The 13,506-nt window shown below is 74.2% G+C and carries 17 protein-coding genes; 6 read left to right on the top strand and 11 right to left on the bottom strand.

The genetic code is table 11. From position 1 onward, the window contains the following. The first annotated feature begins 141 nt into the window (after nt 1-141). From DOO78_RS20020 to DOO78_RS20040, 5 genes are all read left to right on the top strand, one after another. Nucleotides 142-2,103, top strand: coding sequence for a heme lyase CcmF/NrfE family subunit (locus DOO78_RS20020; protein WP_111471650.1), 1,962 nt, complete (start codon nt 142-144; stop codon nt 2,101-2,103). After that, on the top strand, nt 2,100-2,747 hold the full coding sequence (locus DOO78_RS20025) for a DsbE family thiol:disulfide interchange protein (protein ID WP_111471651.1): 648 nt from the start codon (nt 2,100-2,102) through the stop codon (nt 2,745-2,747). The genes DOO78_RS20020 and DOO78_RS20025 overlap by 4 nt, the downstream gene beginning before the upstream one ends. A 92-nt stretch (nt 2,748-2,839) precedes the next feature. Further along, nucleotides 2,840-3,265, top strand: a complete 426-nt coding sequence (locus DOO78_RS20030; RefSeq protein ID WP_243634672.1) for a cytochrome c-type biogenesis protein — start codon at nt 2,840-2,842, stop codon at nt 3,263-3,265. Then, nucleotides 3,262-4,068 carry a c-type cytochrome biogenesis protein CcmI gene (gene ccmI, locus DOO78_RS20035; RefSeq protein ID WP_111471652.1) on the top strand — a complete coding sequence of 269 codons (807 nt, stop codon included), beginning with the start codon at nt 3,262-3,264 and terminating at the stop codon, nt 4,066-4,068. Before DOO78_RS20030 ends, ccmI begins: the two co-directional genes overlap by 4 nt. 233 nt (nt 4,069-4,301) lie before the next feature. After that, the gene (locus DOO78_RS20040) at nt 4,302-5,045 is read left to right on the top strand and encodes an SDR family NAD(P)-dependent oxidoreductase (RefSeq protein WP_111471653.1); all 744 of its coding nucleotides are present in this window, start codon (nt 4,302-4,304) and stop codon (nt 5,043-5,045) included. 117 nt (nt 5,046-5,162) lie between these two features. Here DOO78_RS20040 and DOO78_RS20045 read toward each other — a convergent pair whose 3' ends face one another. The 9 genes from DOO78_RS20045 to DOO78_RS28540 all read right to left on the bottom strand — a co-directional run bounded on the left by DOO78_RS20045 (nt 5,163) and on the right by DOO78_RS28540 (nt 11,256). Continuing rightward, nucleotides 5,163-5,459, bottom strand: a complete 297-nt coding sequence (locus tag DOO78_RS20045; protein WP_111471654.1) for a DUF1330 domain-containing protein — start codon at nt 5,457-5,459, stop codon at nt 5,163-5,165. A gap of 31 nt (nt 5,460-5,490) precedes the next feature. Further along, nucleotides 5,491-5,787 carry a DUF1330 domain-containing protein gene (locus DOO78_RS20050; protein ID WP_111471655.1) on the bottom strand — a complete coding sequence of 99 codons (297 nt, stop codon included), beginning with the start codon at nt 5,785-5,787 and terminating at the stop codon, nt 5,491-5,493. Nucleotides 5,788-5,848: 61 nt separating this feature from the next. Continuing rightward, nucleotides 5,849-6,967, bottom strand: a complete 1,119-nt coding sequence (locus DOO78_RS20055) for an NADH:flavin oxidoreductase/NADH oxidase (protein ID WP_111471656.1) — start codon at nt 6,965-6,967, stop codon at nt 5,849-5,851. Next, on the bottom strand, nt 6,964-7,827 hold the full coding sequence (locus DOO78_RS20060) for a DUF2272 domain-containing protein (RefSeq protein WP_243634654.1): 864 nt from the start codon (nt 7,825-7,827) through the stop codon (nt 6,964-6,966). Before DOO78_RS20060 ends, DOO78_RS20055 begins: the two co-directional genes overlap by 4 nt. A gap of 239 nt (nt 7,828-8,066) precedes the next feature. Next, the gene (locus DOO78_RS20065; RefSeq protein ID WP_111471657.1) at nt 8,067-9,413 is read right to left on the bottom strand and encodes an MFS transporter; all 1,347 of its coding nucleotides are present in this window, start codon (nt 9,411-9,413) and stop codon (nt 8,067-8,069) included. Nucleotides 9,414-9,435: 22 nt separating this feature from the next. Beyond that, nucleotides 9,436-9,864, bottom strand: a complete 429-nt coding sequence (locus tag DOO78_RS20070) for a nuclear transport factor 2 family protein (RefSeq protein WP_111471658.1) — start codon at nt 9,862-9,864, stop codon at nt 9,436-9,438. 105 nt (nt 9,865-9,969) lie between these two features. After that, nucleotides 9,970-10,569: a nitrile hydratase subunit alpha gene (locus tag DOO78_RS20075; RefSeq protein WP_111471659.1), complete on the bottom strand. Its 600-nt coding sequence runs from the start codon at nt 10,567-10,569 to the stop codon at nt 9,970-9,972. Nucleotides 10,570-10,612: 43 nt separating this feature from the next. After that, complete coding sequence (locus DOO78_RS28535) at nt 10,613-10,966, bottom strand: SH3-like domain-containing protein (RefSeq protein ID WP_111471660.1); 354 nt, start codon at nt 10,964-10,966, stop codon at nt 10,613-10,615. Further along, entirely contained in the window at nt 10,963-11,256 is a 294-nt protein-coding gene (locus DOO78_RS28540; RefSeq protein WP_111471661.1) for an SH3-like domain-containing protein, read from the bottom strand. Before DOO78_RS28540 ends, DOO78_RS28535 begins: the two co-directional genes overlap by 4 nt. A 186-nt stretch (nt 11,257-11,442) precedes the next feature. On the opposite strand from DOO78_RS28540, the gene DOO78_RS20090 reads away from it, so the two are divergent. Beyond that, entirely contained in the window at nt 11,443-12,009 is a 567-nt protein-coding gene (locus DOO78_RS20090; protein WP_111471662.1) for a carboxymuconolactone decarboxylase family protein, read from the top strand. 90 nt (nt 12,010-12,099) lie between these two features. On the opposite strand, the gene DOO78_RS20095 is transcribed toward DOO78_RS20090, so the two are convergent. Next, a complete protein-coding gene (locus tag DOO78_RS20095; protein ID WP_111471663.1) occupies nt 12,100-12,981 on the bottom strand; it encodes a GNAT family N-acetyltransferase in 882 nt (293 codons plus the stop codon). Nucleotides 12,982-12,991: 10 nt separating this feature from the next. Further along, on the bottom strand, nt 12,992-13,489 hold the full coding sequence (locus DOO78_RS20100) for a Fur family transcriptional regulator (protein ID WP_111471664.1): 498 nt from the start codon (nt 13,487-13,489) through the stop codon (nt 12,992-12,994). Nucleotides 13,490-13,506: the final 17 nt, after the last annotated feature.

The raw sequence follows: 13,506 nt of genomic DNA on the forward strand, positions 1-13,506 counted from the left end.
TGAAGAAAACCGGCCACTGGAACCCAACCGAAGGCCCACCACCCCCAGCCAACACCTGGAACACCCTCAACACCTCCAAGCCAACCCACATACCCAACGGACAGAATAAGTCGTGAGCGGACGGCAGCCGGAGAGCGGAACGTGATCCCGGAACTCGGGCATTTCGCCCTCGCCCTCGCCCTCGCCCTGTCGCTCGCCCAGGTGGGCCTCGGCCTCTGGGGGGCGCAGCGGGGAGAGGCGCGGCTGATGGCGGCGACCGGGCCGCTCGCCGCCGGCATCCTGATCGCCGTCGGCAGCGCCTTCGCCTGCCTCGTCTGGGCCTATGTGGTGAACGACACCACGGTGGCGAACGTGGTGCAGAACAGCCATTCGGCGAAGCCGCTGCTCTACAAGATCAGCGGCACCTGGGGGAACCACGAGGGTTCCATGGTCCTCTGGGTGCTGATCCTCGCCCTCTGCGGCGGCGCCGTCGCCGCCTTCGGCAACAACCTGCCCTCCGCCCTGCAGGCGCGGGTGCTGGCGGTGCTGGCGCTGATCGCCGCCGGCTTCCTCGGCTTCATCCTGGCGACCTCGAACCCCTTCGACCGGGTCTGGCCGCCGCCGGCCGATGGCCAGGGGCTGAACCCGATCCTGCAGGACCCCGGCCTCGCCTTCCACCCGCCGCTGCTCTATCTCGGCTATGTCGGCTTCGCCGTGACCTATGCCTTCGCCGTCGCGGCGCTGCTGGAAGGCCGCGTCGATGCCGCCTGGGGCCGCTGGGTGCGCCCCTGGGCGCTGGCGGCCTGGAGCTTCCTCACCCTCGGCATCGCGCTCGGCTCCTGGTGGGCCTATTACGAGCTCGGCTGGGGCGGCTACTGGTTCTGGGACCCGGTGGAGAACGCCTCCCTCCTTCCCTGGCTCGCCGGCTGCGCCCTGCTGCACAGCGCCATCGTCGTCGAGAAGCGGGAGGCGCTGAAGACCTGGACCGTCTTCCTCGCCCTGCTCGCCTTCGGCATGAGCCTGCTCGGCACCTTCCTGGTGCGCTCCGGCGTGCTGACCAGCGTGCATGCCTTCGCCAACGACCCGGCGCGCGGCGTCTTCATCCTCGGCCTGCTCGGCGCCTTCATCGGCGGCGGCTTCCTGCTCTTCGCCTGGCGGGCCGCGGCGCTCTCCCCGACCGGCCTCTTCGCGCCGCTGTCGCGCGAGGGCGCGCTGGTGCTGAACAACCTGCTGCTCTGCTCGATCGCCGCGGTGGTGCTGGTCGGCACGCTCTACCCGATGTTCGCCGACCTGCTGCTGAAGGAGAAGATCTCGGTCGGCCCGCCCTTCTTCAACACCGCCACCCTGCCGCTGGCGGCGCCGCTGATCGCCGCCATGGGGGTGGGGCCGGTGCTGCCCTGGAAGCGGGCGCGGCTCTGGCCGGTGCTGCAGCGGCTCTGGTGGGCGGCGCTGGCCGGGCTGGCCGGCTTCCTGCTCTGCCTGGCCCTGGCCGGCCAGCGTCTCGGCCCGGCGCTCGGCTTCGCCGCCGGGCTCTGGCTGGTCGCCGCGGCGCTGGCCGACATCGCCGACCGCCTCGCCCTGTTCAGCCGGCCGCGCGCCGCCTGGTCGCGCGCCCGCGGCCTGCCGCGCGCCGCCTGGGGCGGGGCGCTGGCGCATGCCGGGCTCGGCGTCACCATCCTCGGCCTCGCCGGCATGGGGCTGGCGACCGACCGCCTGGCCCTGCTGCGCCCGGGCGAGGCCGTCCGCCTCGCCGGGCTCGACTACCGCCTCACCGGCATCAGCTCCGTGCAGGGGCCGAACTGGACGGCGCGGCGGGCGCATGTCGAGGTGCGCGACGGCGACCGGCTGGTGGCGGTGCTGGAGCCCGACAAGCGCAGCTTCCCGGTCGGCCGGATGACGACGAGCGAGGCGGCCATCCACACCACCGGCCTCGCCGATCTCTACGCCGTGCTGGGCGAGGAGCGCGAGGGCGGCGCGGTGCTGCGGCTGCACCACAACCCGCTCGCTCCCTGGATCTGGATCGGCGGCGCCATCATGGCGCTCGGCGGCGGGTTGTCGCTGAGCGACCGGCGCATGCGGGTCTCGGCGCCGGCCAGGGCCGCGGGCGCGAGGGCGCGGGCATGAGCCCGGCCGATGGGCGGGAGGCCACCGCCCCCGCCACCCCGGCGCCCACCACCCCGGCGCCCACCACCCCGGCACCCCGGGCTGCCGCCTCCCGCCGCCGCCTGCTGCTGCTCGCCCCCTTCGCCGCCGCCGCCGCCGCCGGGGCCGGCTTCTACGCCATGCTGCGCGGCCTCGGCACCGGCGGCTACGACCCGAAGGGCGTGCCCTCGGCCCTCATCGGCCAGGCCGCGCCCGACTTCACTCTGCCGCCGCTCGAGGGCGCCGACCGCCCCGGCCTCGCCGCCGCCGACCTGCGCGGCCAGGGGCGGCCGGTGCTGGTGAATTTCTTCGCCTCCTGGTGCGTGCCCTGCCTGATCGAGCACCCGCAACTCACCCGCCTCGCGCGCGAGGGCGTGCCGCTCTTCGGCATCGCCTACAAGGACAAGCCGGCGGACAGCCTCGCCTTCCTCAGGCGGCACGGCACGCCCTATATCCGGCTCGGCGTCGACCAGCCGGGGCGCGTCGCCATCGACTGGGGGCTGTACGGCGTGCCGGAGACCTATCTGATCGACCGCCAGGGGATCATCCGCTGGCGCTGGGCCGGTCCGCTGACCGAGGACACGCTGACCCAGGAGTTGCAGCCCTTGCTGCGCCGCTACGCATGATGCCTCCGCCCGCCGCCCTGCGGGGCGCCGCCCCGCCCCTCCTGCGCGCCGGACGCTGCGGCCTGGCGGCCCTGGCACTGCTCGCCGCGCCGATGGCCCTCGCCGCCGTGACCGATCCCGCCGAGATGCTGCGCGACCCGGCGCAGGAGGAGCGGGCGCGGGAGATCGGCCGCGAGCTGCGCTGCATGGTCTGCCAGAACCAGTCCATCGAGGACAGCGATGCCGACCTCGCCCGCGACCTCCGCCGCATCGTGCGCGAGCAGGTGGCGGCCGGGCGCAGCGATGCCGAGGTCATGGACTACCTGCACGCCCGCTACGGCGATTTCGTGCTGCTGCGGCCGCCGGTGAAGCCGGAGACCTGGCTGCTCTGGGGCATGCCGGTCATCGCCCTCGGCCTCGGCACGGGGATGATCCTCGCCATCCGGCGGCGGCGTGCCACGGCGCCGGACGCCGCCCTCGAGCTCTCGGCGGCGGAGCGCGCCCGGCTGCGCGCGATCGAGGACGGCAAGGGCCGGTGAGCGGCGTCTCCATCTGGCTGGCGCTCGGCCTGCTGGCCGTGGCGGCGCTGCTGCCGCTGGCCATCACGCTGCTCGGGCCGGCCCGCGCCCGCGGCCGTGGCGAGGCCGATCTCGGCCTCTACCGCGCCCAGCTCGCCGAGCTCGCCCGGGAGAAGGAGGCCGGCCGCCTCGATGCGGCGGCGCATCGCGCCGCGGTGCTGGAGGTGCAGCGCCGGTTGCTCGCCGCCCCGGCCGAGGCCGGCCCGGCCGAGGACCGGCGCAGCCGCTGGGTGCTGGCCGCAGCCCTGGTCGCCGTGCCCGGCCTTGCGCTCGGCCTCTATCTCCGCAGCGGCATCCCGGACATGCCCTCCGCCCCCTTTGCGCTGCGGCACGAGATCGCCGCCCGGGACGACCGGCTGCTCGATGACCTGCGCGTCCGCCTCGGCCAGTTGCCGCCGGAGAGCAGCCAGGCGCGGGAGGGCTGGACCTTGCTCGGCAATGCCGAACGCGGGCGCGGCCGGCTCGCCGCCGCCGCCGAGGCCTATCGCAAGGCCCTGGCCGGCGGCTTCGATGCCGACCTGACCGGCCAGCTCGCCCAGGTGCTGCTGGAGGAGGGCCGCAACGAGGAGGCCCAGGCGCTGCTCGCCGCCGCCCTGCCGCGGGCGCAGGGCCATGTCGGGCTGCGCTTCCTGGCGGGGCTGGCCGAGGCGCAGGCCGGGCGGCCGGAGAGCGCCAAGGCGGCCTGGCGGGCGCTGATCGCCGATGCCCCGCCCGAGGCGCCCTGGCGGGCCATGGTGGAGCGGCGGCTGAACGCGCTGCCCTAGGGCCGATCCCGATCAGGTGGACGCACCTGATCGGGTGAAGATGGCGTGAAAACAATAGACTAGGGTGCTTCCCATGCACCGGCGTTCACGGGAAGCGGCCTAGATCCCGCCGCCGCGCGCCGTCGCGGCGGCCCCGCGCACGGCTTTCGATGATCGGCACCGACCTTCCGGACAGGCTTTGCAGCCGGGGCAGCATCCGCCAGCCTGCACGGGACATCCGGAAGGAACGGGGCATGCAGGCATTCCAGGGCAAGCGCGTCGTCGTCTGCGGCGGCAGCCGCGGCATCGGGCGGTCGATCGCGCTCGGCTTCGCCGGGGCGGGCGCGGCGGTCTCGGTCTGCGCCCGCAGCCCCGGGCCGCTGGAAGCGGTGCGGGGCGAGATCGCGGCGCTCGGCGCCAGGGCGCATGCGGCGCCCTGCGACCTCGCCGATGCCGCCGCGGTGCGCGCCTATGTCGCGGCGGCGGGCGAGGCGCTCGGCGGCATCGACGTGCTGGTGAACAACGCCTCCGGCTTCGGCAGCCGGGACACCGAGGAGCACTGGGCGCAGGGGCTTTCGGTGGATGTCATGGCGACGGTGCGGGCGACGCATGCCGCCCTGCCGCATCTCGAGGCGAGCCGCGGCTGCATCGTCAACGTCTCCTCGATCTCCGGCTTCCGGCCGAGCACCCGCACGCCGGCCTATGCGGCGGTGAAGGCGCTGCTGGTCAACTACACCCAGAGCCAGGCGGCGATGTATGCGCCGAAGGGCATCCGCGCCAATGCCGTGGCGCCGGGCAGCATCGAGTTCCCCGGCGGCTCCTGGGAGGCGCGCAAGGCCAGCGACCCGGCGCTCTACAACGCCATCCTGGCCGACATCCCCTTCGGCCGGCTGGGCACGCCGGAGGAGGTGGCGGAGGTGGTGATGTTCCTTGCCTCCCCCGCCGCGCGCTGGGTGACGGGGCAGACCATCATCGTCGATGGCGGGCAGATGCTATAGCATTCCCCACGACGTCGCTGCGCGCCGCCGCGGGGGCCCCCGTGAGTCGCCTCGGGCCCGAGATGCGTCACAGCCTGCCGTGGCGAAGCCACGGCAGGACAACGGGCGGCGCCAAGCTCAGCCGGGGGCGTGGCCCTCGATGATGGCGACATCGCCCTCGGCCGCCGCCTGGCGCAGGGCGATGAGCGGGGCGTAGTCGGGGCTGTCGGAGAAGCGCCGCAGCGCCGGCAGGTCGGGGAATTCCAGCAGCACCACGCGCTCGAGCCGCGGATCGCCCTCGCATGGCGTCACCGCGCCGCCGCGGATGAGGTAGCGGCCGCCGAAGCGGGCGATCATCGGCGCCACCCTGTCGCGGTACTCGGCGAATTTCGCCGGGTCCCGCACCCGGAGATTGGCCAGCAGATAGGCAGGCATCCTCGTCTCCTTCCCTGTCCCGCGCTGCGGCTCAGTGCGGCGGCATCCCTTTCGCCAAGACGACGTGCGAGACCGTGGAGGCCTGCCGCAGCGCCAGCAGCGGCGCGTAGTCGGCGCTGTCGTAGAAGGCGCGCAGCGCCGGCATGTCGGCGAATTCCAGCACCGCCAGCACGTCGGGGGCCGGTTCTCCCTCGACCGCATCGAACGCGCTGCCACCGACCAGGTAGCGGCCGCCGAAGCGTGCCACCATCGGGCGGACCTGGCGAACATACTCGCCGAACCCAGCGGGATCGGTGACCTTGATAGTGGCGATGAGATAGGCGGGCATGGCGGGCTCCTCCCTGGGCCTTCTTCCCGGGGGCATGCTGCCCGACCCGCCCGCCCCGCCGCTACAGCGCCGGCATCGCCTCGGCGAGGTCGTCGTCCCGCTCCATGGCGCCGAGCGTGTTCCAGCCGCGCTCGTATTGCGGCGGCACCGCCAACGCCGTGGTGCGGCCGAGCGCCGCCGCGGCGCGCAGCGGCCAGTAGGGGTCGCGCAGCATGGCGCGGGCCAGCAGGATGAGGTCGGCCCGTCCCTCGGCGAGGATCGCCTGGGCCTGCGCCGGCTCGGTGATCATGCCGACCGCCGCGACCGGCAGCCCCGCCCCCTGCCGCACCGCCTGCGCCCCCGGCACCTGGTAGCCCGGGCCGAGCGTGATCGTCTGGTCGGGGTGCAGCCCGCCCGAGGAGACATCGACCATGTCGACGCCGAGCGCCCGCAGCCGGCGGGAGAGCTCGACCGTCTCCTCCGTCGTCCAGCCGCCCTCCACCCAGTCGGTGTGCGAGACGCGGACGCAGAGCGGCAGGTCGTCCGGGATGGCGGCGCGCACCGCCCGCGTCATCTCCAGCACGAAGCGGGCGCGGCCGTCGAAATCGCCGCCCCAGGCATCGTTGCGGCGGTTCGAGAGCGGCGAGAGGAATTGGTGGCCGAGATAGCCATGCGCCGCATGCAGCTCGATGAAGCGATAGCCGGCGGCGACGCTGCGCTTCGCCGCGGCGGCGAAGGCCTCGATGGTGGCGAGGATCTCCGCCTCGGTCATGGCGCGCGGCACGGCATAGTCGCCGAAGGCCTCGGCCGAGGGGGCGAGCGGCGTCCAGCCCTGCGCCGCCGGCGCCGGGCCGTGCAGCCAGGGGGCGTTGCGGCTGGCCTTGCGCCCGGCATGGGCGAGCTGGATGGCCGGCACCGCGCCGAGCGCGGCGATGCCGCCCGCCAGCCGCGCATGGCCCGGCAGGTGCTGGTCGCCCCAGATGCCGAGGTCGTCGGGCGAGATCCGCCCCTCCGGCACCACCGCCGCCGCCTCGGTCATCACCAGCCCGGCGCCGCCGACGGCGCGCGAGAGCAGGTGCTGCAGGTGCCATTCGGTCGGCTTGCCGTCGCCGCCGCAGCAATACATGCACATGGGCGAGACGCCGATGCGGTTGCGCAGCGTCACGCCGCGCAGGGTCAGCGGCTCGAACAGGTCGGTCATGGTGTCTCGCTCCAGGGAGGCAGGCGGCCGAGGCGGTTCTCGAAGACGGCGAAGAAGGCCGGCGCGCCCGGCGGCGCGGGATAGAGGATGCCCGCCGCATCCGCGGGGAAGCGGGTGCGGGTGACGGCATCCAGCACATTGCCGCCGATCGCGTCCACATGGCCAGGGCCGGTCTCGACGACGATGTCGCAATGCATGGGCCGGAAGCGGCCGGCATCGGCGGCGCGCTGGCGCCAGTCCAGGATCGGGGTGCGGCTGCGATCGGCGCAGAGCAGGTCGCCCGGGCGCGGCGCCAACTCCTGGGGCGAGCGCGGCAGGAAGGGCGCCGTCGCGGGGAAGCGGGCGGCATCGGCGATCAGCGCGTCGACATAGGCGGAATGCGCGGCGCTGGGCGGGAATTCGCGGCGATCGATGCCCGCCGCCAGCATGAGGTAGCTGATGAAGGCGGCCGACCAGTAGGGGTCCTGCCAGAGATGCCCGCCCTCCGGCTCCCCGGCCAGGGCGGCGGCGTAGCGGCGGCGATTGAGCGCGATGGCGCCCTCGTCCTGCGGGACGGCGCGCCAGTAGGCGAGGATGCGCGGGAAATTGGCCGGGTCGCTCTCGGCATGCCCGGTCGGCAGGCGTTGCCCGGCCGTCAGCGCGATCCGCCCCCACTCGGCCCATTCCGCCAGCGCCAGGCGCAGCAACCGCGCCCGCGCCGCCGGCGGGTAGGAGAGCGGCGGCTCCGGCGCCGGCACGCCGGCGCAGGCGGCGAGGAGGCAGGCCATGAGCAGCGCGGCCAGCAGGCCGGCGCGCCGAGGCCGCGGCGCCGCGGGCGGGCGCGGCGGTGGCAGGGCGCAGGCCCGGGCCATGGCGGGCATCACGGTCCTCCTGCACGCCGCCGCGGCCGGGTCCGGCCCCGCGGCCAGGGCGATGGAAGCAGCTTGCTTTGATGTCATAAGATTCTTCTTCTCACTCACATGTGAGTGAGGCATAGTCAGGACGTTCAGGCGATGCCTTGGACGTCTCCTCCCAGTGATCCGGACCGCGACCTGGGGTCGGGCCATGGATCACCACTTAGGGCCGGTGGGCAACCACCGGCCCCTTTTTTGCCGGCCGCTCACCCCATCCGCCGCCGGGTCAGGCTGAGCAGGCCGGCGGCCAGCGCGAAGCCGATGGCGGCGAGCAGCGCCACCCGCGGGCCGCCCGCCCCGGCCAGCTGGAAGCAGAGCCCCACCACCGTGGTGCCGAGCGTGGTGCCGAGCAGCCGCGCCGTCGCCTGCATCCCGCCCGCCCCGCCGGCCCGCGCCTTCGGCGCCGAGCTCAGCATGGTGCGGTTGTTCGGCGTCGAGAAGCAGCCGAAGCCGGCGCCGCAGAGCGCCATCATGGCGCCGATGATCAGCCCGTTGCCGAGCAGCGGCAGGCTCGCCACCACGCCGAGCCCGACCGCCATCGCCCCCATGCCGAAGGCGCAGAGCAGCGCGGTCGGCACCCGGTCGGAGAGCCGGCCGGCGATCGGCGCGCCGAAGGCCATGCCGAGCGGCCAGGGCGTCATGATCAGCCCGGTGCCCGCCTGGCTGATCCCCGCCCCCTGCAACAGGAAGGGCAGCGAGACATAGCTCGCATACCAGGCGGAGAAGGCGCAGACCGAGGCGGCGACGGAGAAGGCGATCACCCGCGTCCGCAGCAGGTCGATCGGCAGCAGCGGCGCCGGCTGGCTGAGCTGGCGCCGCACCAGCGCGGCGCCGGAGGCGAGCCCGAGGGCCACCAGCAGGACCGCCGGCAGCGTCGCATGCAGCATCAGGTCGGCGCCGAGGAAGACCGGCCCGAAGGCGAGGATGTTGAGGCAGGCGCTCGGCCAGTCGTAGCGCCGCCCGGAGCCGGCATGGTCGGGCAGCGAGCGCCAGCCGATGGCGATGCCGAGGAGGCTGACCGGCACATGCACCGCGAACAGCGCCTGCCAGGGCGCCACGGTGAGGATGGCGGCGGCGAGCGAGGGCGCCGAGGCGCCGGCGACGGCGACCACCATGGCGTTGAAGCCGATGGCCCGGCCGAGCAGCCGCAGCGGGTAGATGTGGCGGATCATCCCCGCCGTCAGGCTCATCACCGCCGCGGCGCCCAGGCCCTGCAGGATGCGGCAGGCGAGCAGCGTCTCGAAATCCGGCGCCAGCGCCGCGCCGAGCGAGGCCAGGCCGAACAGCGCGAAGCCGCAGAGGAAGACCGGCCGGAAGCCGATCGTCTCGCCGAGCGAGGCGAGCGGCAGCAGCGTCGTCACCACGGTGAGCTGATAGGCGTTCAGCAGCCAGGTCGCGCTCGCCGGCGAGATGCCGAGGGTGCGGGCGATGCCGGGCAGCGCGATATTGACCATCGAGCTGTCGAGCACGGTGATGGCGATGGAGACGGAAACGGCCGCCACCGCCCAGACGCGGCGCGGCATGGGCAGGCCGTCGGACTCGATGGGCAGCATGAGGCGCGGGCCGGTCCCTCTCTCAGGCGCGCGGCGCCTGCAGCGCCTCCAGCACGGCGGCGGTGTCGTAGAGCTCGCGGAATTCGAGGAGCCGGCCGTCGCGCAGGCGCAGGATGTCGGTCTTGGCCAGCACGATCTCCTGCCCCGTCGCATGCACGCGGCCGCGCGCCTCGGCGAGCACCGTGACCCATTCGCCGTCGGCGATCACCCGCTCCACGGTGTAGGCGGTGACGGCGAGCGTGGCATCGAGGGCGGCGAAGAAGGCCTCGACCCCGGCGCGGCCGCGATGCGTGCCGCCCCAGGGGATGCCCGGGCAGGCGGCCGAGCTCCAGACGACATCCTCGGCCAGGGCCTCCAGCACCGCGGCGCGGTCGCCCCTGGCATAGCAGGCATAGAGCTCGTCCTGCCGCGCGCGGCTCAGCGCCGTCAGCGCCGCCAGTTCGTCACCCATGCCCCTCTCTCCTCCCGCCGCCCGCCGCGTTCCCCGCGATCGGGCCTGCCGCCCACGGGCGGCGCGTCCGCCACGCCGCCTCGTCCGGCGCCCCGCGCCCTCCCGTCAGGCCGCCGCCCGGGCCGGGAGCTGCGGCAGCGCGACGCCGACCAGCGCGTCGCGCGTCACCAGCGCCGCGAGCTGGTCCTCGGACCAGCCCTCGGTGCCCTCGGGGCGCATCGGCAGCACCATCCAGCGGTAATCCGCCGTGCTGTCGACCACCCGGATCTTGGTGCCTGCCGGCAGCGCGGTGCCCCATTCCGCCAGCACGCCGCGCGGGTCCCGCACCGCGCGGGAGCGGTATTCGAAGCTCTTGTACCAGCCCGGCGGATAGCCGAGCACGGCGCGCGGATAGCAGGAGCAGAGGGTGCAGACGACGAGGTGGTGCAACCCCGGCCGGTTCTCCAGCACGCCGAGCGGCGGCGCGCCGGCCATGGAGACGCCCATCCGCTCGGCCGCCGCCGCGCCGTCGGCCAGCAGCAGCGCCCGCCAGGCCGGGTCGAGCCAGGCGCGGGCCACCATGCGGGCGCCGATCTCCGGGCTGGCGCGGTCGGTGCGGGCCTGCATCGCCGCCAGCTCCGCCTCACTGACGAGGCCCTTGGCGGCGAGGGCGGCGACCAGCCGCTCCAGCCGGGCGAGGCTCTCGGGGCGGGCGGGGGCGCTCATGCGGCCCTCGCGCGGGGGCGGGACGGGTGCGGCTCGCTCGGCATCACGCGGCCTCCTGGCCTGGGGCATCGGCCGGCTCCAGCCAATGCTCGAAGATCTCGACAAGCAGCGTGTCACCCTCCGCGCCCTCCTGCCAGATCGGCGGCTGGGCGAAGAGCACGTGGTAGAGCACGCGCGGCGGGGCCGGCCGGGCGAAGGCCAGGTCCTCGGGATTGGCGAAAGCGCCGAGCACCGCCTGCACCTCCCCCTCCCGGCCGCGCAGGTAGTGCGGGGTGCGGATGTGGCAGGAGGGGGCGCCGGAGGGCAGGCGCCGGCGCTCCGGCCAGTCCTCGCGGACGCGGACCCGCGCCCCGGGCGCGAAGCGCGCGGCGGGCCCCGCCGCCGGACCGGCGCTCATGCCAGCTCCTCCGGCGTGACCACGCCCTTCTCCAGCAGCAGGCCGGTGATCGAGGTCAACCAGCGCTCGTAATAGGTGAGCCCGAAATACTCCGGCTCCGGGATCGCCTCGATGCCGCGGCGCAGCTCGTCCACCGTCATCAGGCCCTTCTGCGCCAGCACCTGGCGCAGCGCATCCACGCGCTTGCCGAAGGCGTCCGGCGGTGCCTCGTCGCGCTCGACCGGGCTGCAGCGGAAGCGGCTGAGGCCGCCCATGTCGTGGATGGCGGGGGTCGGTTCGGCGTCGCTCATGGGCGGGAGGCTAGCCCGCGATGGCCCGGCCTGGGAACACCTCGGACGCGCCCCGCCCGCGGCGGGGCCCGGCCGCTGGTGGGGCGGCATCGGGGCGGCATGCGGCAAACGCCAGCGGCCGGCGTTATCGCCCGCGCGCCCGCCGCGCACCTCCCCTGCCCCACCTCTTGTCCGGAGCCCCGGCCCATGCGCCTGCCGCTGATCCCCCCCGCCCAGCTCGATGCCGAGCAGACGCCGCTGCATGCCGATATGCGCGCGGGCATCGAGAAGAACTTCAAGGGCTTCGCCACGATCGCGCCGGATGGTGCGCTGATGGGCCCGTGGAATCCCTGGATCCACTGGCCGCGGATCGGCGGGCCGATCTGGGAGCTGACCAAGGCCCTCTCCTTCGAGACCGCGCTGCCGCGGCCGGTGCGCGAGGTCGCCATCCTGGTGACCGGCGCGCATTTCCACGCCGCCTACGAGATCTACGCGCATGTGATCGCGGCCGAGCAGCGCGGCCTGCCGGATGCGAAGATCGCCACCATCGTCGCCGGGCAGCGCCCCGTGGACCTGACGCGGGAGGAGGCGGTCGCCTACGACATCGCCGCCGCCCTGGTCGGGGGCGGGGTGCTGCCCGAGCTGACCTGGACGCAGGGGGTCGAGGTCTTCGGCCGGGATGCCACGGCCGAGCTGGTCTACCTCGTCGGCCTCTATTGCCTGGTCTCGATCACCCTGAACGGCTTCGACGTGCCGGTGCCCGAGGCGGGCTGAGGGCAGCGGCCCCGGGCCTGCCGGGCGCCGGCCTTGCGTTTTCAGGGCATCTTCACCCGATCAGGTGCGTCCACCTGATCGGGATCTGCTCTAGCGGAGCAGGTCGGGGCCGCGCTCGCGCGGCGGGCCGGCCATCTCCGAGCGGAAGCCGACAGGGTCCTGGCCGGTGGCGGCGTGCTTGCGCTCGTAATGCTTGGCGTATTTGTCGGTGACGAGGGCGGACTTCACCACGATGCAGACATCGGTGGTGTTGAACTGGTGGTCGAGCACGGCGCCGTCGCCGACGAAGCCGCCGAGCCGGAGATAGCCCTTCACCAGCGGCGGCAGCTCCTGCACCACCGCGCGCAGGTCGAGCGTCGCCGGATCGAGGCGGTTCATCGCCACGTAGCGCTCGGGCAAGGCCCGCGGCCGGATCGGCGCCGGCGCCAGGTGATGCGTGTGCAGGAAGGTGAGCGCCGGCGCGAGGGCGTCGAGGTTGGTGCCGTGCAGGCTGGCGCAGCCGAACATCAGCTCGATGCGGTGATGGAAGACATAGGCGGCGATGCCGCGCCAGAGCAGCTGCATGCTGCCGCGCGTGCGGTGCTGGGCGTCGACGCAGGACCGGCCCAGCTCGAGGATCTCGCCGCGGAGGTCGAGCAGCGGCCGGAGGTCGTATTCCGCGGCCGAGTAGAAGCGGCCGATGCGGGCCGCCGCGGGCCGGCGGATCAGCCGGTAGGTGCCGACCACCGCCGCGGCGCCCTCGCCGAGATCGTGGTCGAGGACCAGCAGATGGTCGGCGACCGCGTCGTATTCGTCGCGGTCGCGGCCGGTCGCCAGCGTCGCGGCGTCCGGATGCGCCCCCATCTCCTCGTAGAAGACGCGGTAGCGGAGCGCGAGGGAGGCGTCGATCTCCGCCTCCGTCTCGGCCAGCCGGACCCCCAGATTGCCGGCGCGCAGCTCGCCGAAGCCGGCCTCGCCGGCCAGGGTGCTCATGAGAGGGCGCTCATGCCGGGTCGCGCCCGCTGCGCGGCTTGCGGCGGCCGCCGGCGGGCTCGGGCGTCGGGTCGGGGAAGCGGCGGCCGAACAGCTCGAGCCGGTGATCGACGAGCTGGAAGCCGAGTCGCGCGGCGATCTCGCGCGCCAGCACCTCGTGCCGCTCATCGGCGAACTCGATCACCTTGCCGGTGTCGACGTCGATCAGGTGGTGGTGCGGCCCGTGCTCGGTGGGTTCGTAGCGGGCGCGGCCGCCCCCGAAATCGTGGCGCTCGAGGATCCCCTTCTCCTCGAGCAGCCGCACGGTCCGGTAGACCGTGGCGATGGAGATGTGGCTGTCGCGCTCATGCGCGCGACGGTACAGCTCCTCGACATCCGGGTGGTCGGCGCTCTCGGAGAGGACGCGGGCGATCAGGCGCCGCTGTCCCGTCATCTTGAGGCCGCGCTCGATGCAGAGCCTTTCGATGCGGGAGATGCCCTCGCGGTCGGCGGAAGCGGGCGTGTCCATGCGGCTTCAGATTCGGC

The organism is Roseicella frigidaeris (assembly GCF_003258945.1).
Taxonomy (GTDB): domain Bacteria; phylum Pseudomonadota; class Alphaproteobacteria; order Acetobacterales; family Acetobacteraceae; genus Paracraurococcus; species Paracraurococcus frigidaeris.